The sequence below is a fragment of the Spirochaetota bacterium genome, assembly GCA_017999915.1.
Taxonomy (GTDB): domain Bacteria; phylum Spirochaetota; class UBA4802; order UBA4802; family UBA5550; genus RBG-16-49-21.
Genome location: JAGNKX010000021.1, coordinates 53,652 through 80,593 on the forward strand (window position 1 = coordinate 53,652; position 26,942 = coordinate 80,593).

Annotated in this window: 27 protein-coding genes; 18 read left to right on the forward strand and 9 right to left on the reverse strand. The window is 55.8% G+C overall.

Features of this window, described 5'->3' with window-relative positions; genetic code table 11:
* The first annotated feature begins 27 nt into the window (after nucleotides 1–27).
* The gene (locus KA369_22405; protein MBP7738744.1) at nucleotides 28–1,044 is read left to right on the forward strand and encodes a HEAT repeat domain-containing protein; all 1,017 of its coding nucleotides are present in this window, start codon (nucleotides 28–30) and stop codon (nucleotides 1,042–1,044) included.
* 44 nt (nucleotides 1,045–1,088) lie between these two features.
* Here the strand turns inward: KA369_22405 and KA369_22410 are convergent, their stop codons facing one another.
* Nucleotides 1,089–2,489 (reverse strand): sodium:alanine symporter family protein, encoded by a 1,401-nt coding sequence (locus KA369_22410; protein MBP7738745.1) that lies wholly within the window; start codon nucleotides 2,487–2,489, stop codon nucleotides 1,089–1,091.
* Nucleotides 2,490–2,594: 105 nt separating this feature from the next.
* Nucleotides 2,595–3,422 (reverse strand): thymidylate synthase, encoded by an 828-nt coding sequence (locus KA369_22415; protein MBP7738746.1) that lies wholly within the window; start codon nucleotides 3,420–3,422, stop codon nucleotides 2,595–2,597.
* A 322-nt stretch (nucleotides 3,423–3,744) separates the two neighbouring features.
* On the opposite strand from KA369_22415, the gene KA369_22420 reads away from it, so the two are divergent.
* From KA369_22420 to KA369_22435, 4 genes are all read left to right on the forward strand, one after another.
* Entirely contained in the window at nucleotides 3,745–4,992 is a 1,248-nt protein-coding gene (locus KA369_22420; protein MBP7738747.1) for a M20/M25/M40 family metallo-hydrolase, read from the forward strand.
* A gap of 95 nt (nucleotides 4,993–5,087) precedes the next feature.
* Nucleotides 5,088–6,824 (forward strand): carbon starvation protein A, encoded by a 1,737-nt coding sequence (locus KA369_22425; GenBank protein MBP7738748.1) that lies wholly within the window; start codon nucleotides 5,088–5,090, stop codon nucleotides 6,822–6,824.
* A gap of 94 nt (nucleotides 6,825–6,918) precedes the next feature.
* Nucleotides 6,919–7,824 (forward strand): MBL fold metallo-hydrolase, encoded by a 906-nt coding sequence (locus KA369_22430; protein MBP7738749.1) that lies wholly within the window; start codon nucleotides 6,919–6,921, stop codon nucleotides 7,822–7,824.
* Nucleotides 7,825–8,000: 176 nt separating this feature from the next.
* Entirely contained in the window at nucleotides 8,001–9,215 is a 1,215-nt protein-coding gene (locus tag KA369_22435) for a hypothetical protein (protein MBP7738750.1), read from the forward strand.
* On the opposite strand, the gene KA369_22440 is transcribed toward KA369_22435, so the two are convergent.
* From KA369_22440 to KA369_22450, 3 genes are all read right to left on the reverse strand, one after another.
* On the reverse strand, nucleotides 9,208–9,594 hold the full coding sequence (locus KA369_22440; protein MBP7738751.1) for a hypothetical protein: 387 nt from the start codon (nucleotides 9,592–9,594) through the stop codon (nucleotides 9,208–9,210). The two genes, KA369_22435 and KA369_22440, sit on opposite strands and share 8 nt — an antisense overlap.
* Before the next feature lie 54 nt (nucleotides 9,595–9,648).
* Nucleotides 9,649–10,371, reverse strand: coding sequence for a site-2 protease family protein (locus KA369_22445; GenBank protein ID MBP7738752.1), 723 nt, complete (start codon nucleotides 10,369–10,371; stop codon nucleotides 9,649–9,651).
* Between the two features lie 234 nt (nucleotides 10,372–10,605).
* A complete protein-coding gene (locus tag KA369_22450; GenBank protein ID MBP7738753.1) occupies nucleotides 10,606–11,886 on the reverse strand; it encodes a class II fructose-bisphosphate aldolase in 1,281 nt (426 codons plus the stop codon).
* A 370-nt stretch (nucleotides 11,887–12,256) separates the two neighbouring features.
* On the opposite strand from KA369_22450, the gene KA369_22455 reads away from it, so the two are divergent.
* Together KA369_22455 and KA369_22460 are read left to right on the forward strand one after the other, a co-directional pair.
* The gene (locus KA369_22455) at nucleotides 12,257–12,703 is read left to right on the forward strand and encodes a TlpA family protein disulfide reductase (GenBank protein MBP7738754.1); all 447 of its coding nucleotides are present in this window, start codon (nucleotides 12,257–12,259) and stop codon (nucleotides 12,701–12,703) included.
* 58 nt (nucleotides 12,704–12,761) lie between these two features.
* Nucleotides 12,762–13,736: a hypothetical protein gene (locus KA369_22460; GenBank protein ID MBP7738755.1), complete on the forward strand. Its 975-nt coding sequence runs from the start codon at nucleotides 12,762–12,764 to the stop codon at nucleotides 13,734–13,736.
* A 61-nt stretch (nucleotides 13,737–13,797) separates the two neighbouring features.
* Here the strand turns inward: KA369_22460 and KA369_22465 are convergent, their stop codons facing one another.
* Nucleotides 13,798–14,181 carry a hypothetical protein gene (locus KA369_22465; GenBank protein MBP7738756.1) on the reverse strand — a complete coding sequence of 128 codons (384 nt, stop codon included), beginning with the start codon at nucleotides 14,179–14,181 and terminating at the stop codon, nucleotides 13,798–13,800.
* A gap of 404 nt (nucleotides 14,182–14,585) precedes the next feature.
* On the opposite strand from KA369_22465, the gene KA369_22470 reads away from it, so the two are divergent.
* Genes KA369_22470 through KA369_22505 form a run of 8 tightly spaced genes read left to right on the forward strand, consistent with a single transcriptional unit; the run spans nucleotide 14,586 to nucleotide 22,148 of the window.
* Nucleotides 14,586–15,569, forward strand: a complete 984-nt coding sequence (locus KA369_22470; protein MBP7738757.1) for a MoxR family ATPase — start codon at nucleotides 14,586–14,588, stop codon at nucleotides 15,567–15,569.
* A complete protein-coding gene (locus tag KA369_22475) occupies nucleotides 15,570–16,409 on the forward strand; it encodes a DUF58 domain-containing protein (protein ID MBP7738758.1) in 840 nt (279 codons plus the stop codon).
* 4 nt (nucleotides 16,410–16,413) lie between these two features.
* Complete coding sequence (locus KA369_22480; GenBank protein ID MBP7738759.1) at nucleotides 16,414–17,415, forward strand: DUF4381 domain-containing protein; 1,002 nt, start codon at nucleotides 16,414–16,416, stop codon at nucleotides 17,413–17,415.
* Nucleotides 17,396–18,391, forward strand: coding sequence for a VWA domain-containing protein (locus KA369_22485; GenBank protein MBP7738760.1), 996 nt, complete (start codon nucleotides 17,396–17,398; stop codon nucleotides 18,389–18,391). The genes KA369_22480 and KA369_22485 overlap by 20 nt, the downstream gene beginning before the upstream one ends.
* A gap of 47 nt (nucleotides 18,392–18,438) precedes the next feature.
* Nucleotides 18,439–18,609 carry a DUF559 domain-containing protein gene (locus KA369_22490; protein MBP7738761.1) on the forward strand — a complete coding sequence of 57 codons (171 nt, stop codon included), beginning with the start codon at nucleotides 18,439–18,441 and terminating at the stop codon, nucleotides 18,607–18,609.
* Nucleotides 18,610–18,669: 60 nt separating this feature from the next.
* On the forward strand, nucleotides 18,670–19,749 hold the full coding sequence (locus KA369_22495; GenBank protein ID MBP7738762.1) for a VWA domain-containing protein: 1,080 nt from the start codon (nucleotides 18,670–18,672) through the stop codon (nucleotides 19,747–19,749).
* A gap of 49 nt (nucleotides 19,750–19,798) precedes the next feature.
* Nucleotides 19,799–20,509, forward strand: coding sequence for a tetratricopeptide repeat protein (locus KA369_22500; protein ID MBP7738763.1), 711 nt, complete (start codon nucleotides 19,799–19,801; stop codon nucleotides 20,507–20,509).
* Nucleotides 20,475–22,148 carry a BatD family protein gene (locus KA369_22505; protein ID MBP7738764.1) on the forward strand — a complete coding sequence of 558 codons (1,674 nt, stop codon included), beginning with the start codon at nucleotides 20,475–20,477 and terminating at the stop codon, nucleotides 22,146–22,148. Before KA369_22500 ends, KA369_22505 begins: the two co-directional genes overlap by 35 nt.
* A 69-nt stretch (nucleotides 22,149–22,217) precedes the next feature.
* On the opposite strand, the gene mazG is transcribed toward KA369_22505, so the two are convergent.
* A complete protein-coding gene (mazG, locus tag KA369_22510) occupies nucleotides 22,218–23,000 on the reverse strand; it encodes a nucleoside triphosphate pyrophosphohydrolase (protein MBP7738765.1) in 783 nt (260 codons plus the stop codon).
* A 262-nt stretch (nucleotides 23,001–23,262) separates the two neighbouring features.
* On the opposite strand from mazG, the gene KA369_22515 reads away from it, so the two are divergent.
* Entirely contained in the window at nucleotides 23,263–23,544 is a 282-nt protein-coding gene (locus KA369_22515; protein MBP7738766.1) for a hypothetical protein, read from the forward strand.
* A gap of 8 nt (nucleotides 23,545–23,552) precedes the next feature.
* Nucleotides 23,553–24,518 carry an ABC transporter ATP-binding protein gene (locus KA369_22520; GenBank protein MBP7738767.1) on the forward strand — a complete coding sequence of 322 codons (966 nt, stop codon included), beginning with the start codon at nucleotides 23,553–23,555 and terminating at the stop codon, nucleotides 24,516–24,518.
* 67 nt (nucleotides 24,519–24,585) lie between these two features.
* On the opposite strand, the gene KA369_22525 is transcribed toward KA369_22520, so the two are convergent.
* Nucleotides 24,586–24,831 carry a DUF1841 family protein gene (locus tag KA369_22525; GenBank protein ID MBP7738768.1) on the reverse strand — a complete coding sequence of 82 codons (246 nt, stop codon included), beginning with the start codon at nucleotides 24,829–24,831 and terminating at the stop codon, nucleotides 24,586–24,588.
* Nucleotides 24,832–25,041: 210 nt separating this feature from the next.
* Between KA369_22525 and KA369_22530 the strand changes: the two genes are divergently transcribed.
* Nucleotides 25,042–26,439 carry an EAL domain-containing response regulator gene (locus KA369_22530; GenBank protein MBP7738769.1) on the forward strand — a complete coding sequence of 466 codons (1,398 nt, stop codon included), beginning with the start codon at nucleotides 25,042–25,044 and terminating at the stop codon, nucleotides 26,437–26,439.
* Nucleotides 26,440–26,462: 23 nt separating this feature from the next.
* On the opposite strand, the gene KA369_22535 is transcribed toward KA369_22530, so the two are convergent.
* A partial coding sequence (locus KA369_22535) for an ATP-binding protein (GenBank protein MBP7738770.1) occupies nucleotides 26,463–26,942 on the reverse strand: 480 nt, incomplete at its 5' end.

Consider the following 26,942-nt stretch of genomic DNA (forward strand, 5'->3'; position numbering starts at 1 on the left):
ACCGGAGGCTTTTAATGGAGGTGTGCCATGGGGCTCTTTTCGCCGAATATTGAGAGGATGAGAAAAAAGAATGATCTTGCCGGGCTGGTCAAGTGTCTTGATCACAGGAGCTCATCTGTCCGCTACCATGCCTTTCTGGCCCTGGCCGGGGAAAAGCAGATCAGCGATGAGATAATCGGCAGGCTGAAAAAGATGCTCAATGATACTGACGAGCGCGCGAGGACCGCGGCGACGCTGAAGTTCGCGGCTCTGGGCGCGCCGCTCCTTTCGAAGAACCTTGTCGAATTGATATCGAACGGCACCAGAAGGGAAAAGATAAGCCTGCTGAAGATCATTGTCGGCCGCGGCCGCGACGTGGACGGTCCCATCCTGGAGGCGGTGGTCCTGGCCCTGGAGGACCGGAACGGCATCGTCAAGCTTCACGCCATTGAGGCCGCGGGCTCGACGGGAAGCGGCCACCTGGTGTCAAAAATCGCTGAATTTCTGAACGACCGGCACACCGATATGAGGACCAAGGTCGCCCAGGCCCTGTGCGGCATAGGCAATGATGCAAGCATCGACCATTTGATCGGACTCCTTGCTGACCCGGACGCCGGCGTACGAAGCGCTGCCCGAGCCTGCCTTGAGAATATCGATTCCCCCCGGATAAGCATGGCGCTCAATGACACGCGTTACATACAGCTTATCCGCGGCATGGGGGGCCTGGTCCCTGATCGTATCGAGACGGCCAGGAAGATCGGCATCGAAGGAACCAGAGAAGGCCTTCCGCTCCTTCACCGGGCCTGCCGGGACAAGTATAAGGGGGTGCGCCTTGAGGCGGCGCGGTCCATTGCCGTCTTCGGCGATCCGTCCTCAGTGGAGGCGCTGTCAAAGCTGCTCAATGATAAGTTTTATGATGTGCGCCTTGAAGCGGTCAGGGCCCTGGGAAGGATCGCCGGTAAAGCGTCGATCGATGCGCTCGCGCCGGCCCTTGAGGACCGGAACAAGCGGGTGCGCGGTGAGGCGCGCCACGCCATCAATGAAATCAAGTCAATGGTTGAGTGACGGATTGTATCTTTATGCATTGCCCCAATGCAGCTCTCGTCTGATTATTCTGCTTCAGCCTTCACTCGTCCGGCAGCATAATCATGGGAATCCGTTGCGGTGTCATGGACGCTTCCATCCCACAGGTACTTCCTGGTTTCCGCTACGATGATTCCGCTCAGGAGAATCAGGGCGATCAGGTTCGGGATAGCCATGAGCATGTTCATCATGTCCGCCATATCCCATACCAGGGGGAGCGATACCACGGAGCCCACCATGACAGCCAGCACCCATAGGACCCGGTAGGGGACTATCGACCTCTTGCCGAAGAGGTATTCCACGGAGCGCTCGCCGTAGTAGGACCAGCCCAGTATCGTCGAATAAACGAAGGTGAGAAGTCCCACGGTGAGGATTATCGGACCCACCACGGGTATCTCCGCGAAGGCCCGCTTGGTCATGACCGCGCCGTTGATCGATCCGAAGTCGTTTGGAAATCGTATGATGGTGCTCACCAGCACGAGGCCCGTAATGGCGCAGACCACCACCGTGTCCCAGAAGGTGCCGGTGGCCGAGACCAGCGCCTGCTTGACCGGATTGTTCGTTTTCGCCGCCGCAGCCACGATGGGCGCTGATCCCAGGCCCGCCTCGTTTGAGAAAAGACCCCGGGCGATGCCGAAGCGGGCGGCCATCATGACCGATGAGCCGATAAATCCGCCGCCGGCGGCCTGGGGTGTGAAGGCCGACTGGCCGATGAGGATGATTGTCTGCAGCATCACCTCGCGGTTGATGAAAAGGATGATGAGGCACCCGATGATGTAGAAGACAGCCATGAAGGGGACCAGAAGGGTGCATACACGCGCTATTGATTTAACTCCGCCTAGAATAACCACTCCGGTGATTATGGTGACGAATAATCCCGTTACCCAGAGGGGAGCGCCCAGGGTTTCCTTGGCCAGGGTCGATATGGAGTTGGCCTGGACCATGTTGCCGATGCCAAAGGCGGCGATGGACGTGAAAACGCAGAAAAGAACCGCCAGCCATCTTTTCCCCAAACCCCGTTCGAGGGCGTACATGGGCCCTCCCAGCATGGTGCCGTCCGATGTTTTCACCCGGTACTTGACCGATAGCACCGCCTCGCCGTACTTGGTTGCGAATCCAAATACGCCGGTGAGCCAGCACCAGAGCACTGCGCCTGGCCCTCCCAGTGCCACGGCCGTGGCCACGCCCACGATATTGCCGGTACCGATAGTGGCGGCCAGGGCGGTGGTGAGAGCGCCGAAGTGATGCACATCGCCATGACCGTCTGTATCCCTTGAAAAGGAGAGTTTTATGGCAAGGCCGATATAGCGCTGGATGAACTTCAGCCTGAAGGTGAGGAACAGGTGCGTGCCAAAGAGGATGACCAGCATCGGCGGCCCCCAGAGGTAGCCGTTGATCCATTTGATGATTTCATGAATAAATTCCATCGGGGCCTCGCGCAGGTGTTATTAAAAAGAAAAATTCATTGTTAGAAATATATAAATGAGAGCCATGTCAAACCATTTTTGCAAGCAGGGGCCAGAGTAAGTAAATCACTTTCCGTCGCGAAACTCCTCTATCGTCTTTCCCCTGATGCACTCCGCCAGCTCCCAGACATAGTCATAGATATGAAGCCCCTTGGAGCAGGCAATGATCTCGCCGTCCTCGACGCCGATCTCGGAGGCCATGTATTCCTTCATCATCTGCATGGCGGCCAGGTTTGCGGGGAAGCCGCCCCAGAGGTCCCAGGATCTGAAATAGATGATGAAATTGAGCCTGCCATCCTGGATGCGGGTGTCGATGAGGCGCAGGCAGGGCGGGTCCAGGAGGACCATGTCCGCCGGGTGAGCCACCTGGAGCACCATCTGGTTGTTGCGGTGACCCTTGTTCCTGTAGGTCCAGATGCAGAGTTCCATCTGGTTGATATAGAACCTTCCGTCTTCCTCGTTGATTATTTTTCGATCTTCCCAGATTTCCCGATCCTGAATAAGGATATGCTCATATCCGTGGGTATCGTACTTTTCCGCGTAGCCTGTCGGTATAGGATACTTGCAGATGCGCTGGCCGTAAGTGTAGGATTCTCCCGGTTTTGCTTCCCCCGTCATCAGGTAAGGCAGGTAGTCCGTCAGGTAATCGTCAGCCACCGGATTGGGCAGTTTGTACTGGCCCGGTATCTGGGGAAGCAGAGGGTGTTCTCCCGGCCTTTTGATATGCACGGTGATAAAGTCGAACTCGAGTCGTTTCTCGCCGGCGTATGATCCGCGGTCGATAACGAAGTCCCTGCCTACTTCAAGGCATTTATACACGGTCTGGAACCATGCGTCCGGCAGGGTGGTTGCTTCTATTTGGATAGGGCGCAATCCCTTTACTGATGTATTCATATTCGCTTCCTGATCTGGGTGATTATGCTGATCTGATTTTTATGTCATATTTATTATCTGTCAAGAACTAACATGAATCCTCCACAATCTGAATTCAAAGTTATGAAGTTTTTAAGAGCTAAACAAATGCTAATTCCTTTCATTATTGATCCCTGGTGTTTTGTGATTAAAATGCCTATAGTCTCAATAAAATACTTGCCCTGTGAAGGTGTCAGAGCAAGGGTATGAGTATAGAGTGAATATGCCGATAGTTATCGGTAATCCATCAAAAAAAATGGGTGCCAGAGTAAAACTCTAAAAATCATCCCCGGTGACCTGAAACATGAGCCACTTTAATAAAGAAACAGCCGATATCATGCACTCCTTCCTCGGAAAAGGCATGCCCCGCTATATGGATATTCTCAAGGGCATGATCGGGATTAACTCCTTTACCCATAATCCGGCCGGTGTAAACCGTCTGGCTGACTACACGGCTGAGGTGTTTTGCGACCTTGGTTTTACCGATGAGCGGGTGCAATCGGTAAATCCTTCCTATGGGAAGCACCTGGTCCTTTCCAGAAACGGGAAATCCCCGATTGTTATCGGCTGCGCATCCCACCTGGACACGGTTTTCAGCCCGGAGGAGGAGGAGCGGAACAATTTCCGCTGGCGCCTCGAGGGGGACCGCATCTACGGGCCCGGCACAGAGGACATCAAGGGAGGCACCGTCGTGATGCTCATGACTCTGGAGGCCCTGAAGCACGCGGCGCCGGATGCCCTCGACGCCGTGTCCTGGTCGCTGCTTCTCGACGCCTCGGAGGAAACCGAATCTGTCGATTTCGGAGATCTCTGCCGCATTCGCGTCGGCGCCGGCGGCCTCGGCTGCCTGATATTCGAGGCCGGCAGGATACGTGACACTGCCTTCAGCGTGGTTACATCCCGGAAGGGAAGGGCGGAGATCCGCATCACCGCCGAGGGGAAGGGCGCCCATTCCGGCGTGTCCCATAAGAACGGCGCCAGCGCCATAATGCAGCTGGCCGATGTCATAGGGAAGATCGAGGGCATCACCGATTATAGCAAAGAGCTGACGGTCAATGTCGGCAGGATAGCCGGCGGCTCCCAGATAAACCGGGTTCCTCACTTTGCCGAGGCCTATGCCGAGATGAGGGCCTTCTCCCCGGCAGTGTTCGACAGGGCCCTTGTTGATATCCTCGAGCTGGACGGCTATTCCAGCGTGAAGAGCGCCGACGGCGGCTTCTCCTGCCGCACCACCGTCGAGATGGTTCGCAAAGTCCCTGCCTGGCCGGATAACCCCGCCTCGAAGCGGCTCCATTCCTTCTGGGAATCGGCGGGGAGGCTCCTCGATCTTACGGTCAACCTCGAAAGGCGCGGCGGCCTCTCCGATGGCAACTACTTCTGGGATTTCATGCCCACCATAGACGGATTGGGGCCCGCCGGCGGCAACCCCCACTGCTCTGAGCACTCGCCGGACGGATCAAAGGAGCAGGAATACGCGGTCAGATCCTCCTTCGTACCCAAGGCGGTTCTGAACGCCATGGCCATTATCAATATAATCGAATCGCAGCCATAGGGCGGACATCACATTTTTTATGTCTTTTTTTATTGACGTGCCTGATATTTATCACAACAATATCCACTATCTAATCCTCTTCCGGAGGCCTGCCAATGAACCTGCTTCTTATCCTGGGTATTTCCATTATCGCGCTTCTTATCGGCTACTTTTTCTACGGGAAATTCATCGAAAAGAATTTCGATGTTGACGGCACCCATACAACCCCTGCGGTCGAGTTCGAAGACGGCGTTGATTACGTTCCCACCCACAAGATTGTCATCTTCGGCCACCACTTCGCGTCCATTGCCGGCGGCGGTCCCATCATCGGTCCCTGTGTCGGCCTCATCTTCGGCTTCGCGCCGGTATGGCTCTGGATAATCGTGGGAACCATCTTTATCGGAGCTGTCCATGATTATTCGGTGCTCCTGGCGTCCATGCGGGAAAAGGGACGGTCCATCGCGGAGATAGCGGAAAAGACCCTGGGCCGTACTGGTTTCCTCCTCTTCATCGGATTTACCATCATCATGTTGCTCATGGTGACTTCGGTTTTCCTGACCCTTACCACAACGGCGCTTTCATCTAAATACCCGGTTGAGTTTTTCGGCACCGGCGATCTGGGTATCCGCACCGTGGTGGAGAACGGCGTCACCTACGCCGTCATCGGCGGTATAGCCTCAACCTCTGTCATTGTCATAACCTGTTGCGCACCCATCCTCGGTTATTTTCTCTACAAGCGGAAAGCCAACGCGTGGATCATGTCCATCGTGGCCATCGCAGTTTGCGCAATTTCCATAGAGATCGGCCTGATGTTTCCGATAAAAATAGATTCATTCATCTGGATGGTCATCCTTTCCATTTACACTGTATTCGCCGCCGGCGTCCCGGTATGGCTGGTGCTTCAGCCCCGGGACTTCACCAACTCCTTCCTGCTGTACGGAGGGGTCCTTGGTATGCTCGTAGGCAGCCTGGTTCTTGGCTTCCAGGGCGCCGCGGTCGAGGCCCCGATGTTCAACCTGGATGTGGGGGCGCAGCACCTCGGGTACGTGTGGCCCATCCTATTCATCACAGTGGCCTGCGGTGCCATCAGCGGATTCCATGCCCTGGTTGCCGGGGGTACCACGGCCAAGCAGGTGAATTATGAAAGGCCCGATTCCAGGATGGTGGCCTACGGCGGCATGTCGCTGGAGGCGCTTTTGGCTTTGATGGTCATCATCACCATCGGCTGTGGCCTGAGCTACGACAAGCTCTGCGGCATAGTTTTTCCCGTGGATCCGGCTGTCAAGGCAAACCCGGTGCTGGCCTTTGCCCTGGGCGTCGGGGGCCTGTTGAACAAATCGGTGGGCCTTCCGGTGGTGTACGGAGCTGTTTTCGGCATCCTCATGGTGGAGGGATTTGTCGTCACCACCCTTGACACCGCGGTACGCCTTAACCGCTATCTTTTTGAAGAGCTCTGGCGCATGATATTCAAAAAAGTGCCGAAGATACTTAACACCTATATTTTCAATTCCCTGCTTTGCGTCGTGCTGATGTTCATCCTTGCCTATTTCAACGCCTTCAAGCAACTCTGGAACCTTTTCGGCTCCGCCAACCAGCTCCTGGCGGCCCTCTCGCTGATCACCGTCAGTATCTGGCTCATGAAGAGGGGCAAGAAGTATCTTTTTGTCATGATACCGGGATTTTTCATGCTGGTGACCACCATTGTCGCCCTTGTGGTGATACTGGTAAACGAGTATATACCTAAAGGGAACTGGATGCTGTCGGCCGGAGACATACTCCTTCTCTGCCTGTCGATGGGGGTGATCGTGCTGAGTATCAAGCAGTTCATGCAGACCAGAAAAGCGGCGGCATAAAGGACCCAAAATGAAATCCTGCCCCGGCCGGAACTGCCACCGGCCGGGGTTGCATTATAATCCGCAAGATATATACTCTAACACCAGGAATCCAATGAAACAATTAGCTAGCGGCGCAATACACGAACACATTCACGTGGCGGCCAACGCGGCATATCCCGGCTACGTGATCAGGGGCGACAAGAAAAACCTCATGGTGGAGTGCGGCATGAATCTCATGGCACCGCTGTACCTGAAATCCATCAGGGACATACTGGGCGACGCGAACAGGCTCAATTATCTCTTCATTACCCATTCTCATTACGATCACCTGGGCGCGGCGAGCTACCTGAAGCGTAACATTCCCGGTCTTGCCATAGGCGCCCATGAAAGGGTGGCGCCGCTGTTGCAGAAGGAATCGGTCCTTGCCATGATGAACCGCCTATCGGAGATCCAGCGCGGTCTGTTCAAGGATATTGCCGGTGACGAAGACCTGACCATCAGGCCCATGAATTTTGATCTTTCCCTTAAAGAAGGGGACGAGTTCGATCTGGGCGGTCTGACCTGCCGAGTCTATGAAGTGCCGGGCCACACCAGGGATTCCCTGGCTTTTTATATCCCTGAATTGAAGGCCCTGTTCCCGGGTGAGGCGGCCGGAGTACCCCTCGGAAAGGAAGGGGAGGAGCCGCAGGTCGAGTTTCTCTCTTCATATGACGACTATCTGGCATCTCTGGATAAGATGATCGCGCTGGAGCCGGCGCTGATAGGCATCGGCCACGGCTGGGTTCTTACGGACGATGATGCCTCCGATTTTTTAAGAAGATCCCGCGCTGCCACCTTTGAATACCGCGCCCTTATCGAGCAGTACATCAACGATGCCGGCGGCGACCTGGAGCGAGCCATCGAGACCATGGCGCGGAAGGAGTATGACGAGAAGGGGACTATTTTACAGGAGCGCAATGCCTATCTCACGAACCTGACGGCCCAGGTGAAGCATATCGCCGGCCTGATGCGCAATTAATAAGGCCGATAACAATCGGTCTGAACAATGCTCTGACCCCGGTTATTACCGATAACAATCGAAACAATAATAGAAAAACCTGTACAAAAAATAAGTATTGGACAAACCCGGCGGATATTCTCTAAACTTCCCTCTTAATCCATCACAATTCCCATTTATCCAATGGCAGGTGCCCGATGAAAAAGATTGTTCTGCTTATTGCTATGACCGTATTTTTTTCCATGACCTTCTGCGTGACGACCCAGGATGCCACAAAGAGGATTGAGGATTCGAAACCCGCGGCCGAGGCCCTCAGGGCTGGAAAATTCGCCGATGCCCTGAATTTGTCGAATACAGCCATCGGCCGGGATGGCGGAAACTGCTACGCCCTGCTGGTGCGGGGCATTGCCCGCTATGGTATGGCGGTACGGGCGCTGTCCGCCGACGCCATGGACGTGTGGTCCCGGGGGTCGCGCCACAAGGGCTATGACCTCTATTTTTTGCGCGCCGCGGTTCAGAAGGCCAATGGTGAGTTTGCCCTTGTCGATTCCGATCTCGAAAAGGCGTCGCGCTGCAAGGATGTTTTTCTCGACCTTGCGCCGGCCCGGTGGGAATTCGACTGGAACGGCGACGGCAGAATCGAAAGCCGCGACAGGGCCCTCCTTGAGATAGAGCTCGACGCGGAGGGGAAGAAATTGCCCGAGAACGATCCCCGCCGCAGGCCCCTGTATCGCTATGACGTGGGCGATGCGCACTGGGCGCGCGCTTTCATTAATTTCCAGATGGCTGCGTTGAATATAGCCCTGGCATATGACTGGTCGATCATTAACACCTTCGCGATCGGCGGGTTTAAAAACATCATTGAGATCAGGATAAAGATGCTGGATCGTTCGCTGATAGCGAAGGCGCGGAAAGAGATCCTAGCGGGCCTCGACTGCGCGGAAGAGGCGCGCCGCGCCTATCTGGCCGAAACCGATGACGAGCGCGAATGGGTCCCCAATCCCCGGCAGAAGGATCATCCCATGCCCCTTCCCGTTGACGAGGAGCTCTACAAGACATGGGAGGGAGTTATATCTGATGTGCGGAAGCTGGTGAAGGGCGATGAGGGCCTGCGCCTTGCAGATGTGGCCGAATTACTTCAGATGAAGATAGAGCAGATGCCGAAGGGGTACCTGGATATCGGGAGGATGTTCGATCATCCCAAGGATGTAGCGATAAATCTTAACGATCTGATCATGCTGGAACGCACCCGTGACCTTGAAGGGATGCTCCACGCGGTCTTCGGCGAGTATTACCGCTATGATAAAAAGATGTCTCTCCTCACGTCGCGCCTGAAGCGGATGAAGCGTGAGATTGACGCGGGCTTGGAGCCTATCGGAATGAAACTCCGGTACCTGCTCTGGCTCAATTGAAGGGGGATTTTTTTATCTCGCGGCTGAAGCGGCAGACGACTTTTCTCTCCGGTACGGTGAGGATCACCTCGAGGGTGTTCTTGCCGTCCATCAGCGAGTAGGTGTACCCGTACAGGTTGTCTCCTTTTCTATTGCGGAAATCGAGGGTGTCGCCGTCGATTTTTCCCGAAAGCTCAACGACCGACCGCTCGCCGGTGATCAGCTCCCAGGAGATGCGGAATTTGTTGAAGCGGATTTTCTGTATTTCGATCGATTTGCCGCACCAGGGGTCCATGTAGGTCGGCATTTTCTTGTAGGTGCCGTTGAAGTCCGACACCAGGGCGTATCCCGCCGTCGAACAGACAAGGGCGATGATTATCGTTGTCGTCCATAGCTTCATAGTGTCACCTTGCGAAGCGACGTGCCCATCGTGGCTGCGCGCAGGGCCTCATCCTCAGGCGTAGCTGACGAGAAGCCTGCCCACGTCCATGACCGTCGCGTATATCATCAGTCCGATGATCAGCAGCCATCCGATGACCATGATCGGCACGAAGAGCGGCCTGAGGCGGACGCTGATCTTTTCCAGGATGCAAAAGAGTATTTTCCCGCCGTCGAGGACCGGCAGCGGCAGCAGGTTGAAGATCGCGAGGTTTGCGCTGATGATGACCGTCAGCCGTATTGCGTTGACACCGTCGCCGCCGATGAACTTGCCCCCGTCATGGAGTATGCCGACGATGCCCGAGACATTGCCGGGCTTGGCGAAGAGGTTTCCGAAGGCGATGAAAATCCTGTGTATCAAGTCAGCTGTCTGGCGGAACGGCTCGATGGCGATGCCGGCAAATGAAAAGCCCGCCTGCAAGATGTTCAGGGCGCCGAAGAGGATCAGGATCGGCAGCAGGTTGGCCGCCGGTCCGCCCAGGGAAAAGATAATACGCTTGTAGATGGGAATGCGGAAATAGTCCTGTTCGTCTTTCACGGCGGGTAGTACGTATCCACCCAGCGGCACCAGGGAGAGACGGTATTCGGTGCCGCCGATGGTTTTTTTCCACAGGGCCGGCCCGAAACCGACGGAGAACACCTCGATCGGCACTCCCACTGCCCTGGCGGCAATGAAGTGGCCCAGCTCATGGATTAAGATAAGCAGGCCGATTATTAAGAGAACTGCCAGATAATTCATCATTCCTCGCAGGATTCGTATTATTTTTTGTAAGAAAAAATTTATGCAGATTTTGTTACAGTAAAAATCCCTTTCCCTTGATGGGAGGGGATAGGGGAGGGTGATTGATTGGATCTTTCACCCCCACCCGACATCTGCCGGACAGGATGTCCCAATGCCGCGGAGGCCATGGATGGCCGAGAGCGGCCCCCATCGAGGGGGGGGACCTCCGATTCCAATGATTTATCCAGTATCCTAGTCGCTGTGGTCCTTGCCGTCCTGCACCTTGACAAAGGCCTTCGCCTTCTCGACGATCCTGTCCTTGGTCCACTCCTTCGGGTCTTCCATGCGGGCCGCCTTGGGCCCCAGGTCATAGGAATTTGCCTTGAGGATGGCGTCGATGCCCAGCGGCGCCGTGTCCTTGGCATTGAGGACGTTCACGAGCATGTTGTACACGAAATCCTCAACGCCCTTGGCCATGCGGCCGCGCACGTCCGCCGGCAGGCCGGTGAGCTTGTTCTCGAAGGGGAGGTTCAGCTTTTTGTAGTCCCCCGCCTTCAGGGTTTTCTCCGTGGCGTACTTGACCATCTCCTCCCACATCTCCTCTGTTACGCCTGCGCCCTTCACCTTCTTGAAATTCTTGTTCGCGTCCAGCTGGGCGTTGCCGTAGTCGTTCACCTCGAGGCCCCAGGATATCATCTGCAGGGCCGTGGCCACGTTGGCCTTGGTGGTCCTGGTCTTCTGCGCGATCTGGCGGAGCCGATCCGAGCTGTTCCCGGAAGTGCCGTGCTGGGCGCCGGAGACCTTGTATTTCTCGATGGCCTGGTGGATCTTTGCGGTCAGGTCCACCTGTATCCCGGCGTCGCTTTCCTCGATGCCGTGGGTGGTGCCGTTGTTCAGGGCGATCCAGTCGGGGAAGATGTCATGGGCGTTCAGGCCCTGGATCAGGAAGAGGGCCTCTTCCGGCGTCGACAGCCCTTCCTTGCCCTTGATCTCGCCCACCTCCGTCTCGAGGCCCGCCCACTTGGGCACGAGGGGATTGAGCTCGATGCTGGCCAGGAGGTTCTTGTCATCGGTCAGGTGCGACGCGTCGATCGCAATGGACGTGATGCCCGCCTCGAACATGGTCGGTATCTCGATCTTGGCCGCGGCGAGGTCCTTGTCGTTCTGGATCCCGTAGTGGTCGGCGTGGATGGCGACGGGCACGGTGATGCCCAGTTCGTTGCAGACCTGGTCTATGAGGGCCGCCATGTTCCAGTAGTTGACCGCGCAGTAGGCCTTGGCGCCGCCCTCGGACTTGGCGATCTCCAGGATGACGGCCGCGTTGGCGCGCTGGGCGGCCATCAGGGTGCCGCGGATCACGAAGCTGTTGCGGACATTGGCGGCTATGGAGATGGAGTTACCCTTGGCTATCATGGCGCGGTCGATTACCTTGCCGCTCACGATCAGGGCTTTCGAATTGGGGAAGAGCTTGGTTATGTTGGGGGGCCGCCCGACTTCGAGGGCCTTTAAGAAATCTTTGCTATAATCAGGCATGGTGTTCCTCCTTAATCTGGTTATGGTTCGCGATGTACTGTACTATATATTGCCAAGCGGTGCGTGAAACCCATGAGGTAGCTTTATATACAATATGGAAGGGAATTTGATTTTTTATCAAGCCAAAATTGGACGTTTGAGGTATTTATTCATCTGTCGTGACAATTTTCTGTTTTTGTTCGGTTATTCTATATTCGGATTGTTCACCACTGGAAAAAGGATTGATCATAAAACCATCCATATACTATTCTGTCATTGTATCGGCTAATGCTAATCAGCCAGCGATACCATATCAAACAATTTCGTTTATCAGATGACAATGACCAAGCGTTTCGGGATGCTGTTGTTCATTGTAACAGCGGTTCTGCCTTTGGCGGGCGCACCTGGACAGGCCCCCGGCTTCGCCCTGCCGGATAACCGGGGCGCCATGGTGTTCAGGTCCTCCTTCAGGGGCAACCTCCTCATTTCCTTCTTCGCCAGCTACTGCCGTCCCTGCGCCAGGGAGCTGCCGATGCTGATCGAGTTGGAGAAAAAATATAAAAAGCGGAAAAATATCTCGCTGGTTTTAATTGCCGTGGACGCCAACGATTCCGGCGGCACGGCAAAGGAGAAGGCGGGCAGATTTTTAAGGAATGCGGGCATCGACCATGATTATCTCATTGATATGTACCAGGTGGTGATAGCGAAGTACAATCCGAAAAAGGAGCTTCCCGCCGCCTTCCTGGTCGATGCGGCGGGGCATATCGTATTCAGTGCGGTGGGCGCCGGAGAGGATACGGTCCTCCGGCTGGAAAAGGCCATTCAAAGCCTGAAATAAGAAAAAGAATCGGGGGAGTGGGTTGATGAAAAAAATGATTTCAGCATGGTTCGCCGCCATGGCGATCGCCCTGCCGCTTTCAGCTGCGGAGAAGATGACCATTGCAGTTATGGATTTCAATGCCCAGGATGTGCCAAGGGCCGAAGCAGTAAAGGTTTCCGAATTGATCCGTAACGAGATGGTGAATTCCGGAAGGTATGTCGTTCTTGAACGGGCCCAGGTTGGTAAAATCCTGAAGGAGCAGGGGTTCCAGATGACCGGGTGCACCGATGTGACCTGCGCGGTCCAGGTGGGGAAGCTCCTGAGCGCGCGGAAGATCCTGGTGGGGACCGTCATGAAGTTCGGCAACAACGTGGCGGTGACCGGACGGGTCGTGGACGTGGAAAAGGGTATCGCCGAGTTATCGGAAAAGGAGCGGGCCATTTCGAAAGACGATGAGTTTTACATGGTGGAGCGCTTCTGCGACAAGCTGACCTATAGAATAACGGGGAGGACGCTTTATAAAAAAGATGGTTCCTATGTCAATACACCAAATTATCGTTCTCCATCATCACCGTTATATCTTCATAAGGATCCGACATTATGGCTGTCAGTGGCATCGGGAATATCATCATTGATCGTTTTTGCGGTCGGTGAAAATGATTATAAAGTAAAGAGTTCCCGTTATTTTAAAGAAGAAAAAATAGATTTCTTTTATTTTACAAATGCGCCTTATATTATTGGATGGTCCGGTCCATATGCTTTATTTGGTACTAATTATTTTATTGAATGGGGTAAAACACGTACTAAAATTCACAAACTAAAAAATTATAAAGAAGTTATGTATATCACCAGCGGTTCATTAGGCGGCTTCGCCGCTGCAATGCTGCTGACATTCATCGGCCGCAGCATATATTATGCAGTGAATTTTCAGGTGGATTCATACAATTCGAATAATAATGTGGATGTTTTTATCCCATCGCAGTATTTCAGTGTCGTTGACTGGATGAAGGGCAAGCCTTGTTTTGGATTGGGGATGTCGATGAGATTTTAGTGATTATTAACCTGTCCCGGAACGGAATGCAGTTCCGGGACAGTTGTGATAATTAGTAGTGCTACTTGGCCACCTGGAAGGCCGTATCGCCCCAGGATACTTTCCAGTCGTCGGATTTGACGCCGTTGCGCTCGCTTCCATCATACTTGTCCAGGCCTTTGACCACGAGAACCTTGACTGCGCCGCCCTTGTCTTTCGGAATGACGCCGGCGTGGATACCGGCCATGCAGACCGATGAGTCGGTGGTATAGGTGTCTGTTCCCCATACGAATCCCATGTCACAGTTGGCCGGGCAGGTAACCGTGAACGACGCGCCGACCTTCTTGTCCTGCACGTTGACATCCCTCATTTTAGTGGCGCATTCGACCGACAGGGTCTTTTTGCATCCCACAAAAACCACAGCTATCAATGAAAAAGTGATAAGAATGATACAAGTTTTTTTCATGTCCACTTCCTCCTGGTGATTGTTTTATCAGGTATAATACTATTAATTTGAATCATGTCAATACTAATATTATAAAACTTACATGTAACAAGAATAATGGTGGATATACATATTATTCTAACAGTTTCCTGAAAAACTCCTTCCTTGGAGTTTTTCAGGGTCGGTTTTACGAAGTGAATTCGTAAAACCTCACATTTTTCTCAGCTAATGCCTCGAAAAATGGCGATACATCCATGTATCGTTTAGCAGTTCGCTGTTTTTCAGCAAACTGCTAATTTATACTCATACCCGGGTGGAGTTGCCGGGGGAGGGACGAATTCCGCCCATTTTCTGGTAGACAAAAAAAGTGATATTTTACATTTCGTAAAAGATACCTGTACTTCTATTATATGGGGAGTGATCCTATGGATTATGCCGAAATCGAAAAGCTCACCGAAAAGGTGAAGGCCGAAAATGACTTTGTGGCCAAAATAAAGGAAGAGATCGCCAGGGTCATCGTGGGGCAGGAAGCCCTGGTGGACCGGATCCTGATTTCCTATATATCCGGGGGCCACGTCCTTCTCGAGGGCCTGCCGGGCCTGGCCAAGACCCTGGCCATCCGCGCCTTTTCCCGCTCCATTGACACGTCGTTCCAGCGCGTGCAGTTCACGCCGGACCTTCTTCCGGCGGACCTCATCGGCACGCGCATCTACAATCCGAAGGAGATGGACTTCTTCACCAAGAAGGGCCCGATCTTCACAAACCTTCTCCTGGCTGACGAGATCAACCGCGCCCCGGCCAAGGTGCAGTCGGCCCTCCTCCAGGCCATGGAGGAAAAACAGGTGACCATCGGCGAGGAGACCTATACCCTGGAGAAGCCCTTCATGGTCCTGGCCACGGAGAACCCCATCGAGCAGGAGGGGACCTATCCCCTTCCGGAGGCGCAGCTGGACCGCTTCTTTATGAAGGTGCTGGTGGACTATCCCACGCACCAGGAGGAGAAGGAGATCCTGAACCGCTTCAGCGATATTAAAGTGGACAATGTCAAGAAGGTCCTGGCGCCGGAGAAGATCGCGAAGAAGGCCGAGATCATAGAAAAGATATACATCGACGACAAGCTCATCGATTACATCGTCACCATCGTGGGCGAGACGCGGAAGCCGTCGCGGAAGGAGCTCAAGAAATACATCGAGTTCGGGGCCAGCCCCCGGGCCTCCATCGCCCTGATGAAGGCGTCCCGGTGCATTGCCTTTATCCGCGGCCGCGGCTTCGTCACGCCGGACGACATCAAGGAGATCGGCGCGGACGTGCTGCGCCACCGCATCATCCTCTCCTACGAGGCCGAGGCCGACGGCAAGAGCGCCGACGACGTGGTGAAACTGCTCTTTGATTCCGTGGAGGTCCCCTAGGTGGAAGCGCAGGAGCTCTCGCTTTTAAAGAAGATACGGCTCCAGCCCGGGAAGAAGATCAACACCCTGTTCATGGGGGAGTACCACTCCGCCTTCAAGGGCCACGGGCTGTCCTTCGATTCTGTCCGGGAATACCAGTACGGCGACGACATCCGGAGCATCGACTGGAACGTGTCGGCGCGCATGCGCAACCTCTACGTGAAGCAGTATATCGAGGAGCGCGAGCTCTCGGTGGTGCTGATGATCGACATGTCCGGCTCCACCGAGTTCGGCGGGGGGCCGCGCAAGCGCGACCTGATTCTCGAAGTGGCGTCCCTCTTCCTGAACCTGGCCCAGATCAACAACGACCGGGTGAGCGCCTGCCTCTTTACCGACCGCATCGAGCGCTATATCAAGCCGAAGAAGGGGCGCAAGTTCATCCTCAAGGTCCTCGACGAGATATTGAAGTGCCGGCCCCGGAGCCGCAGGACCGACATCGGCGGGGCCATCGACTTCATCCAGCGCGTTCTTAAAAAACGGAGCATCATCTTCATCATATCCGATTTCCTTGACCGGGACGAGAGCTTTATCCTGAAGATGAAGCTCCTGGGGCGGAAGCACGATATCATCCCCGTGCAGGTTTCCGATCCCATGGAGAAGGATATCCGCTTCTTCGGCCTCACCGAGTTCGTCGACCTGGAGACCGGCAAGGTATTCCTCTCCGACGCCATCCCCGAAAAGGGAAGGTTCCCGGTCCTGGCCGAGTTCAACGCCATATCATTGAGTACGGCTGAGCCGATCGAGATCCCCATCCTGAGGTTTTTCGAGAAGCGCAATCGCACCAGGCTGACGAGGGCGTGACGCCATGAAGATGAAGCTCCTTGCAATTATGATGCTGGCGGCCATCACGGGCCTGGCCGGCGAAGTAAACGCCCCGAAGATCAGGGCCACGGTCACGCCGGAAAAGGCCACGGTCGGGACGATCCTTGTCTACAAGGTGACCATCGCCGGAAAGGACCTTGGCGGCATAACCATCGTTCCGCCGGAAAAGCGAGAGGTGTTCCCTGAGAAAAAGAAAGCCCAGGCGATCCCCAAAAAAGAAGGCGAAGAAGAGGCCGAGGAAGACCCGGCCCAGTACGTGCCCCTCTATGTCATCCATTCCATAAAGAAAGACGACCGGTCAGACAAGGCCATGACCGATATCACGGTGACGATGCAGATATCCTTTTACCGGCCCGGCGCCTGGCAGCTGCCGGACGTCGAGATCAAGGGCTCCGACGGCATCGCCATCGGGTACAAGACCCCCTCCGTGACGATTGGCGCGGTCAATGAAAAGGGAGAGTTCGAGGAAGTCGAGCCGCCCCTGGCCCTGGGCGGCAACTGGTGGCGCCTGGTGATCCTCATCCTGGTTCTGGCGGTCCTCGGAGTCGTCGGCTTTTTCGCGTGGCGGCACATCAGGAAGCGCATCGAGGAGCGGCGGACCGCCCCGGTCATTGTGCCTCCCATCGATATCTTCCTGAAAGAGATCGAGCAGTTCAACGGCGACAGGCTCATCGAGGACGGCAGGATCGAGGATTTCGTGTTCGGCATATCCATGATCTTCAGGAAGTACCTGTCGCTTCAGTTCCATTTCGACGCCGCTGAAATGACCACCTATGAAATAGAAAAGAAGATAAAGAAGGTCTTCCCGAGGAATATCCATGACGCCCATGCCGCCCAGATCATGGACGGCTTCAACCTCTGGGACCTTTCCAAGTTTGCGGAGTTCACGCCCTCGCCGGAGCATCTCCGCGCGAGCCTTGGGAAAACCGTTGATGTGGCGAAGAAGATTTCAGGAGCGATGAGCGGTGACACAACTCGAGTTTAAAAATCCCATGCTCCTGCTCCTGCTGATCCCGTGGGCGCTCATGCTCTTCTGGTTCCTCTTCCGGAAGCTCTATAACCGCGAGGCCGCGGTGGCCATTTCCTCCGAAGAGGTGGTGCGCGCCCGGCAGTCGATTCGCGCCCGGACCTACCGGTTCCTCCCGGCCCTGCGGTTCGCGGCGCTCCTTCTTCTCATCCTCGCCCTGTCGAGGCCCGGCAAGGGGGTGCACTACTCCAGCGTCAAGAACCTTGGCGTCGACATCATGATAACCATGGACGTGTCCCTCTCGATGCTCGCCGAGGATTTCCAGCCCAAGAACCGCCTGACGGTGTCCAAGCAGGTCATCAAGGATTTCGTGGCGCGGCGTAAGACCGACCGCATCGGCATGGTGGTCTTCGCCGGCGAGGCGTATCTGCAATGCCCCCTCACCCTCGAGCACCAGATGATCCAGGACATCGCGGGGGAGGTGGATTTCGAATCGGTCCACGTCGACGGCACGGCCATCGGCGACGCCATCGCCCTGGCCACGGCCCGCATGATGGACAGCAAGGCGAAGAGCCGGGTCATTCTCCTGGTGACCGACGGCATGAACAACAGGGGGAGCATCGATCCGGAAACGGCGGCGAAGGCCGCCGCGGAGATGGGGATCAAGATCTACCCGGTGGGGATCGGGAAGAAAGGCGAAACGGTACCCTATCCCTCGGGCATACCGATGATGAAGCAGCAGATCATGGTCGATATCGACGAGGATTCGCTCAAGAACATCGCGGAAATAACGGGCGGGAAATACTTTAACGCCACCTCCAGCGGCGTTATGTGGCAAAACTTCAAGGACATCGACCGCCTCGAAAAGAGCCAGGTCGAGCTGAAACAGTACCATGAATTCTACGACCGGTTCCAGTGGCTCCTCTTCGCCGCCGCTGCCCTCTTTCTCGCCGAGATCATTCTAAGATCGGTCGTGTACAGGAAGGTGCCCTAGACCCCTTGATGCCCCCCTGACCCCCGAAGGGGGGAAAATTATTAGCTATTGAGATAGATGGGGATATACATAAAGAAAGAAAGGATTATGACAAATATCGGGATGATTTCATGCTGAGCCTCGGAATTAAAACATTGAGGTTTAATAATAATGAGATCATACAAAACATTGAACATGTCATTGATACTATTAATGATGAATTATTAAAGCATCGTTAGTGAACCGTGCCCCCTACGGGGGACAGGGGGGCGTAACAATTTAGTGATGGTGGATTCCTGATGCATTTTGGCAACTACCCATATCTTATATACATTATCTCCATCTCCGCCGTGGCGCTGGGACTCTTCGCCTTCTACATCGCGTGGAAGCGGCGGGCCGTGCGGATCATGAGCCGCGGCGTGGCGCGCCGTTACCTGATACGGGGCTCCGGGAGGATCGCCGTCGCCAGGGAGGCGCTGGTCGCCCTGGCTATCATCCTCTTCGCCTTCGTAACGCTCCGGCCACAGTGGGGCGAGCTGGTCCGCGAGGTGAACAACGAGGGCTCCGACGTGCTCATCGCCCTGGACGTGAGCCCCAGCATGCTCGCCCAGGACGTGAATCCGAGCAGGCTCCAGCGCGCCCGGGACGCCGTGCGGTTCATCGTGGAGTCGCTCCAGGGGGACCGCGTGGGCCTGATCCTCTTCTCCGGCGACGCCTTTCTCCAGTGCCCCCTGACGAACGATTACGGCGCCTTCATGATGTTCCTTGACGCCGCGTCCCCGGATTCGATCAACCTGAAGGGAACGGACATCGGCATGGCCCTCAAGCAGGCGTACCGCGTGTTCACGACCAAGCGCATCACGTCGCGGATACTGGTGCTTATAACCGACGGCGAGGACCACGAGGGGACCGCCGAGGAAGCGGCGAGGCTCTTCCGCGACATGGACGTGGCGATCTACACGGTCGGGATAGGCCGCAGCGGCGGCGAGGTGATCCCCACGCCGGGAAGCGAAACCTCCCCTGACAGCTATTACCGCGACGGCAGCGGCAGCCTGGTTAAGACGAAAAAGGACGTCTCCTTCCTGAAGCGCATCGCCGGTCTCACCCGCGGCTCTTACATCGATATATCGGACAGCTTTTCCGGCCTCAGGTTCATTAATGAGATCATTACCGACCAGCACAGGAACAAGTACGGTTCGCGCATCATCAAGGAGCCCCGCGAGCAGTACCAGGTTTTCGCCTTCATCCTTATCATAATCCTTTCAATCGAGCTGATGCTGCCGGAACGGAGAAGCACCGGACGGGCTGGATTCGAAGGATTCCGGGAATTCGCGAAAACCGCGCTGGGAGCGGTCAGGCGCCTGTTGCGCCGCCGGTAACAATTGTTGCAATGGGCATTCTAATAGTAATTGTTATGGATTCATTCGTATGAGATATATGAAATCATCGCGCATATTTCTTCTAATTGCCCTGGCTTGTATTTCCATAGCCTGGCTCGATCCCTACCGCGACGCCGTTTCCAGCGGCAACGAGGAGTACGGGCAAAAGAAGTACAACAATGCCAAGCGCTATTACGAAAAGGCGGAACAGTACGCCCCGGGCGAGGATGAAAAGAAGAAGCTCTCCTTCAATACGGGCGACGCCGATTACATGCTGGAGGATTATGACGGCGCCATCTCCGGGTTCCAGCGGGCGATTCAGTCCGACGACCGCGACGTTCAGAAAAAGGCCTTCCTCAATACCGGCAACGCTTACCTGAAGCAGAAGAACTACCGTGAGGCCATCCAGGCCTACATGAACGCCCTGAAGATCGATCCCAATTATGGAAAAGCGAAGAAGAACATAGAGTATGTGCTGAAGCAGATGGATAACAAGAACAAGCAGGATAAGAATAAGGACAACAAGGACAATAAAGATAACAGGAACAAGGACCGGCAGAATAAAGACAAGCCGGGACAGGACAAGAAAAACCAGAACAATGAGAAAAACAGGCAGCAGCAGAAGAGGGACCGCCAGGGCGGCGGCCAGATGAACCGCGAGCAGGTACAGAATATTCTCCGCTCCCTGGAGAAGAGCCCTGTCCGCCGGCAAAAAGGTGGCAGCAATGATGAAAAAAGGAAGCTTGAGAAATACTGGTAGGATAGTGCTCTGCGCGGCGCTGGCCCTGTTTGCGGCCACCGGCCTGCGCGCGGCACAGCTGGCAACCGAAATAGACGAGCCCACCGTTGAAGTGGGCGACTCCACAACCCTCAAGGTCAGGCTGAGCGGCGACGCCGGCGACGTAAAGCCGCTGAAGTATCCCTCGGTTCCGGGTCTCAGGATAGAATACTCCGGCATGGAGAGGAGCTTTGAATACATAAACGGCAAGTCCTGGTCCGGCGTGAAGCTCGTTTTCATGGTCACCGCGTTACGGAAGGGACACTACCGGATACCGCCCTTCGTGTTCCAGCGCGGCGGCCAGAGGATGGAGTCCCGGGAGGTGTCCCTCACCGTCGTGGCAGGCGGTTCAGCAGCGGCCGAAAGCGGGGAGGAATCCTCCGCCGCCGGCGACATCAGGTCTTCCGTGGAGCTCTCATCTGGCTCGGCCTATGTGGGCCAGCCCATCATCATGCGCTATTACATCATGACCTCCGGCATCCGCGCCACGGTGCACCGATTCAACGAGCATCCCGAGACCAGGGGGTTCGCCATTAAAATGATCGACGATCCGGCCCATGACCGGGAGGGAGGCCAAGAAGGCGGCTACGAGAAGGACCACCTGGTGACCTTCGCGCTGATCCCGGCAGGCTCCGGCGCCTATCGCGTCGGCGGCGGGTCGGCCACCGTTTCCGTGGAGGCGCCGATGCGTATCCGCCGCAACGATTTCTTCGGGTTCAATTTCCCCGGCATGTCCCGGCCCCAGGAGCTCCCCTTTGACACAAAGCCGGTCGCCGTCATGGCGCTGCCGGCCCAGGGAAAGCCTGAGAAATTCCAGGGAGATATCGGCAGCTTTTCCATAAAGGCCGAGTACGCGCCGGATACGATAAAGGTGTACGAGGAAAAGAAGGTGACCGTCACCATTGAAGGGAACGGCAACCTGGTCACCATGACGAAGCCCTTCATGGAAAAGGAAATCCCGGGTCTCAAGGTCCTCATCGAGGATGGGGAGAGCGCGATAAAGCTCGATGGCGCCAGGCTCCGGGGCAGCAAAAAGTTCGTCTTCACGCTGGTCCCGGAGAAGGGAGGTGATTTCAACGCCGGACGCATCAAGTTCTCCTTCTTCAACCCCGACGGGGGAAGATACGAGACCGTGGAAACGAAGGAGATTTCCTTCACCGCGAAGGGTGAGGGTATCAAATCAGGGGCCCGCTATGATACAGACACTGAAGACAAGAAGCTCGACCTCAATCCCCTCTATTTCGTCCTCATCGTGCTGGCCGTGGCAGGAACGATCGTCTTTGTTGTGTTCTGGGAGAGAAAGCGCTACCGCCTCGTCGCCCATGGAGCTGACCAGGGCAGGGAAGAGGACACGAAGCAGGATGCCGCCCCAGACGTAGATCATGCGGCCGAGGCCCTCAACGCTGCGGAGCGGGGCGACAGCGAGGGATTCCTCAAGGCAGCGGAAAAGGCCCTGGATCAGGCCCGCAGGGGATTTGCCGGCCCCATCCCCGGTGAAACGGAAAGCGCCATGGATCGCATCAAGGAAGAAATATACGGGTACAAGTTCGGCCGCGGCTCCATCGCCGTTGAAGACATGAAGCGGATTATTGAAGAGATCCGGAAATTGAAAAATGCATAGAGTTCAATAATTGATTTAAAGCCTCCTCCCGTCAAGGGAGGGTGATACTGCAAGCAATCGCCACTCTACTCACACCCTGCCCTTCGCCTCCTGCCAGAGACGTTCCATCTCGTCTATGGTCATATCCTCCAGGTTCTTTTCCATTTCGGCTGCGCGCTTTTCGATATGCCGGAAGCGCCTGATGAATTTCGCAGTGGTCTTCTCAAGGGCCTCCTCCGGGTTGATGTGCATGAAGCGCAGGAGGTTGGCCATGCTGAAGAGGATGTCCCCGGCCTCGTCGGTGATTCTATCCTTGTCGGATGAGGCTATGGCGGCCTTAAGCTCGCCCACTTCCTCGTCAAGCTTGGCGGCCACGTCCTCGATGCGCTCCCAGTCGAACCCGACGCGGGAGACCTTCTGCTGGACGCGATGCGCCTTGAGGAGCGCCGGCAGGTGCTTCGGCACGCCGTCAAGGATCGATTCGCGGTGGGGCTTTTCCTTCTTTTTGATCTGCTCCCACCGGTCAGCCACGTGGTCCGCGTCCCGCACGCTGGCGTCGCCGAATACGTGGGGGTGCCGCAGTATGATCTTGTCGATGATGGACTGCGCCACGTCGTCAATGGTGAACCGGTTCTGTTCCCTCGCTATCTCCGCGTGGAGGTATATCTGGAGAAGGATGTCTCCCAGCTCCTCGCGGATGTGGGCCGGGTCGCCGCTCTCGATGGCGTCCAGTGCCTCGTAGGCCTCCTCGATAAGGTAGGGCCGCAGCGACTGGTGGGTCTGCTTCTTGTCCCAGGGACATCCGTTCTCTCCCCTCAGGGCGGCGATGATCTCCGCGAATTGATAGAGCGGCCGTTTTTCCTTGAATTCCATGATCTGATATGTGTCAGGTTGTCTCCTTAAAGGATAGACCCTCCCCCTTGATGGGGGAGGGCAGGGTGGGGGTGAATGATATGTCTATCACCCTCCCCTTGCCCCTCCCATCAAGGGAGTGGGATACAGATTCAATACGTCAACGTTTTTTTGTAATGATTAGTTATCCGTACCATGTCGTTCCAATTCAGTTAAATCTTGACAGTAACGTCGGGGTTCACTATCATTACATTTAAATATGCGAGATTAAAGGGAAAGCATCATGCAACGGGAAATTGTTTACGACACTCTTGAGTCGTTTGTGGCCGCGCTGAAGGAGAGATCAATCGTCAAGATATCCTTCAGCGAAACCTGCGAAAAGCGCGCGGAGCAGGTGGAGGCGGGCAGGCTCGAGGTGATCCATGTGGACCGCGTCGAGCTCATCGGGTACAGGGACTCGATCATCTACAAGTGTCCCCTGAAAGACGTTGACCGCGAAGCGCTGTACGGGCGCCTGACCGCCGACGGGTTCGACGTAACCCGGCGCAGCAGGAACATCACGTGAGGAATGCCATGGAGCCATTGCTGGAAGTTCGGGACCTCAATGTTCGCTTTCGCCTGTCCGGGGGCGACATCCTCGCGGTGCGCGACGTTTCCTTTTCACTGAACAAGGGGCGCACCCTGGGCTTCGTGGGCGAATCAGGGTGCGGCAAGTCCGTTACGGCCTATTCGATCCTGGGTCTGGTGCCGCCGCCGGGGGTGATCGATTCGGGAAGCATACGGTACCGCGGCAGGGACATCGTTTCCATGGATGACGGGGAGATCAGGAAGATCCGGGGAAAGGAGATCGCCATGATCTTCCAGGAACCGATGACCTCCCTCAATCCCGTGTTCACCATCGGGTACCAGATACAGGAGAGCATTTCCCTCCACCTCGGCATGGGCGACCGCGAGGCGCGGGAATACGCGGCGGAGCTCCTGAACAGCGTCGGGATCCCCGACCCATCGTCCCGGCTTGATTCCTATCCCCACGAATTTTCAGGCGGCATGCGCCAGCGGGCGATGATCGCCATGGCGCTCTCCGCGTCTCCGTCCATACTGATAGCCGACGAGCCCACCACGGCGCTGGACGTCACCATCCAGGCGCAGATACTCGACCTTCTCCTCAGGCTCCAGGACGAGCGCAAGATGTCGCTCCTCCTCATCACCCATGACCTGGGCATCGTGGCCAATATCGCCGACGAGATCGCCATCATGTACGCGGGGGAGATCGTTGAATTCGGCAGGACCCGGGACATATTTAAGAAGCCGGGCCATCCCTACACCAGGGGACTTTTCAGCGCCATACCGCGCATCGGAGAAAACCGGAAACGCCTTGCGACCATTCCGGGCATGGTTCCATCCATGACCTCCCTTCCGACGGGATGCGTGTTCTATCCCCGCTGTGACATGAGTATCGGCCGGTGCGGACTCGCTCCGATCGTGCTGCCGGAAACGCGGGGCAGGGCAGTGCGCTGTATCAGGTACAAGGCCCGTTAAAGGTTTAACACCGGTGCGTGATTGACCGGTTGAGGGGGGGATTGAGCAGGGAACCAGTCTCGGACCCTTACTGGAGCTCTCCAAGGCGCGCAGCGAACATTTCCTCGTTTATTGTCCTGTTCTCCTTCATCCTGAGGTAAATCTCCTCGGCTATTACCGATGCTATCATGTCCTTCGCCGTCGCATCGTCACGGCCGTTCGCCAGGAGGCGCTCGTAGGTTGCCCTGACCGCCGGCGGGTCATTGTCCCGTATCTGAACTTCGATCGACTGCATTATAATTTTATGCAGATCCAAACCATCTTCGAAAGCCATCGGCATTTCCTCCATAACTTCAAGACAGGCATGGGCCGAATCGGCCGCCGCCCGGATATGTATAGCATTAATGTACAGCGGTGGTTAAATATTACAAGAAAAATTCTGTCCCGGACCAATAATGAAAATTCCTCACCACGCGTGAATAGGCTTGACGGATTAATTGAATCATGGGTATTATTTATCTAATTGGGTGTGGGTGACATATTCATGAACAAAAAAATATACAATGTTCTTATTCTCGATCCTGGATCGAACAAGAAAAATATCCTCCAGGAAATTCTCGCCAAGGCCGGGTTCAACATCCTGGTCTCCGTGAGTGAAGTCGACGCGACGGCGGCCCTCGAGACCTTTAAGCCCGATATCATACTCTGCCGGTTCAGCGGGAAAATGATGAAGGATGACCGGCTCCTCTGCGCGTTCCATGATATCGCGACGGACAAGAAGATTCCCTTCGTTATTGTGTCGACCGGCGTTGACGTGGATTCCTATATCAAGGTCCTGGAGCGCGGGGTGACCCATTCCATAACTCCTCCCTTCAGCATGGAATTCCTCGTGTCGCGAATTAACGAAATACTCAACGGGGAAATGACCGCTCCCGACGGGGACCCGGTGGCGATCGATTTCAGGTACCGCGGCGCCGATCATTCCCTGAGCCTCAATCCGTCGCAGCTTTCCCAGTTCATAATATCGATGCTGAGCAATTCCGTGAACCACTCCCTGGCGCTGAACGCCGTCATTCAAAAGAAGAACCTTCTCCAGCAGAGGCTCTCCCGGCCGGAGCTGTTTGACGGGATCAAGACCAAGAGCGAGGCCGAGCTCCACATGGAGATGGAATTGAACAGGGGCCTGGAGAGGGGAGAGTTCAACCTGTACTACCAGCCGATACTCTCCATCACGGATGAGCGGATCGCGGGCTTTGAGGCCCTCATACGGTGGGACCACCCCGAGCACGGGTTCGTGTGTCCCGATGATTTCATCCCGATCGCCGAGCGGCTTCCGTTCATCATGCCCCTGGGATTCTGGATCATCAGGGAGGTGGTGGACCAGATCAAAAGATGGCGGGAAAAGATCGTCATCGACCATCCTATTCACGTCGGCATCAACCTTTCGGCGAACCAGTTTGTCAATCCCGGCCTGAGCGATGGCATCGCGGAGATCATGAAAGGCAACGATGCCGACCCGTCCTTCATCGCCTTCGAGATAACCGAAAGCGCTTTCATGACCGACATGGAGACCGCCAACCTGCAGCTCCTGAAGCTCAAGTCGAACCATCACAGCATCTACATGGACGACTTCGGGACGGGCTATTCCTCACTGAGCTACCTCCAGCATTTCCCCGTCGATACCTTGAAGATAGACCAGTCCTTTGTCCGGTGGATGCACATCGACGAGCAGAGCCTGAGCATCGTCCGCTCGGTCATCGGTCTCGCGCACAACCTCGGCATGAGGGTGGTGGCCGAGGGCGTGGAGGAGCGGGAGCACCTGGTCAAGCTCAAGAACCTCGATTGCGACTATGGACAGGGATACCTCTTTGCCATGCCCCTCGATCAGGACGACGCGGGGGAGTACCTCGGGAATTTCTTCAGGAAAAAAAGGAAAAGCTGATGCGGAGGGGCCTGCTCCCGGCCTCAAACATCGTAATTCTTCTGCAAGTTCTTGTACGAAAGCGCCTCCAGGATATGATGCTTCCCGATTGAATCCGATCCGGCCAGGTCCGCTATGGTCCGCCCGGTCTTGATCACCTTGAAGAAAGACCGCGCCGTGATGTTGGTGCGCTTCACCGCCGCCTCCAGCACCGCTTCGGCGTCCGGCTTGAGGCGGCAGTGCGTCCTGATCTCTTCCTGGGTCATGCGTGAATTGTAGCGCGTGGCGCTCCCGGCGAATCGCAACGCCTGCCGCTCCCGGGCCTCCATGATGCGCCCCTTGATCGTCGCCGAGGTCTCGCCGGCATGACCGTTGAAAAGATCCCGATACGGCACCCGCCCGACCAGCACCTCGATATCGATGCGGTCGAGGATCGGTCCCGCGATCTTCTGGAAGTGACTCCTGACCTGGTGGGGCGGGCACACGCAGGGGATCTCGCCGTCGAAGAGATAGCCGCAGCGGCA